At 71.2% G+C, this 1,476-nt stretch carries 2 protein-coding genes; both read left to right on the forward strand.

All coding sequences use genetic code 11. The features are described from left to right. Nucleotides 1–303, forward strand: a 303-nt coding sequence (locus ABD209_RS15575) for a hypothetical protein (protein ID WP_344067838.1), incomplete at its 5' end; no start/stop codon positions are given. Further along, entirely contained in the window at nucleotides 294–1,397 is a 1,104-nt protein-coding gene (locus ABD209_RS15580; RefSeq protein ID WP_344067840.1) for an integrase core domain-containing protein, read from the forward strand. The genes ABD209_RS15575 and ABD209_RS15580, both read left to right, overlap by 10 nt. The last annotated feature ends 79 nt before the right edge of the window (nucleotides 1,398–1,476 follow it).

The raw sequence follows: 1,476 nt of genomic DNA on the forward strand, positions 1-1,476 counted from the left end.
AGGCGGCATCTGCCGCCGAGCGAGAAGTACGAGCTGTGGGTGTCGGTGCTGTCCGGGCAGGCCACGCAGCGCGAGGCGGCGGACAAGTACCGGGTCGACCGGTCCACGGTCGTGACGGTGTGCCGGACGGCGAAGCAGGGAGCGCTCGACGCGCTGGCCGCGGCCCGGCCCGGACGTCCGGGTCGCAGCCCGGAGCAGGTCGAGCTAGCCGAGGCTCGCGAGGAGATCGCGCGGCTGCGGGCGACGGTCACCGAGCAGGCCGTGGCGTTGCACCTTCACGAGGGAAAAGCGCGTTGGGACTGACCGCCGGCCCGGTCCCGACCCGGGTCGAGCCGGCGACCAAGGCCGGCCTGCTCGAGCTGGTCGACCACGCCGTGGACCGAGGCTGGGACCGGCGCCGGGCCTGCCGGCTCTTGGACCTCGACGAGCGCCGGGAGCTGCGGTGGCGGACCCGGCTGGGCCTGCGCGGCCCGGACGGCCTCGGTGACCAGCCGCCGGGCGGCGCACCGCTGCACGGGCTTCTCGAACACGAGCGGGAGGCGATCCTTGAGTTGTTCGAGGCCTGGGGCGAGATCGACCGGTCCCACCGCAAGCTGGCCCACCGCGGCTCCCGGCTCGGCCTGGTCCACGTCAGCGAGTCCACCGTCCGCCGCGTTCTCGCAGGTCACGGGCCGATCCTGCCCGGCCCGGCCCCTCGGGAGCCGGCCGAGCGGAAGCCGTGGCCGGACTGGCTGGAGTGGAAACCCAACCGGATCTGGGCGTATGACTTCACCCACTTCACCCGCGCCAAGCGTGCCGCGGTCGCGGTGCTCGACATGGTCTCCCGCAAGTGGGTCGCGACGCTGGTCAGTGCCGAGGAGACCTCCACCCAGGTCGAGGCCTGCTTCCTTGCCGCCCTGGACGCCGAGGGCCTGCTCGACCTCATCGACGCCCGCGACACCGCCGAACTCCGCGACGCGCTGCTGTCCGGGCAGCCCGAGCAGATCGAGAAGGCCGTCGACCACGGGCAGGTCCCACTGCTGCTCGCTGTCTCCGACAACGGACCCCAGATGCGATCCCACTCCACCCGGGAGTTCCTCGCCGGCGTCCACATCGCCCAACACTTCGGGCGACCACACACCCCGACCGACCAAGCCTGGATCGAGACCCTGTTCGGCCACGTCAAGGGCGAATGGCCCCACCTGGAGAAGATCACCGACCCCGGCGACCTCGACACCGAACTCGACCGGGTCCGGGTCGAGTACAACACCGTGCGGCTGCACGCCTCGATCGGCTACGTCACCCCCGAGGACGAACACGACGGCCGCGGCGACGCCATCCGCACGGCACGCCGCGACGGGCTCGACCGAGCCCGCCAAGCACGACTCGACCACCACCGACGGAGTCGAGGACAATGAAAACCACAACCACAACCGCACGCCCAACCTGGCTGGGTATTTACCCGGCTACGTCCGACATTTACTCAGACACGCCTCA

Source organism: Nostocoides vanveenii, assembly GCF_039531165.1.
In the GTDB taxonomy this organism is placed as follows: domain Bacteria; phylum Actinomycetota; class Actinomycetes; order Actinomycetales; family Dermatophilaceae; genus Nostocoides_A; species Nostocoides_A vanveenii.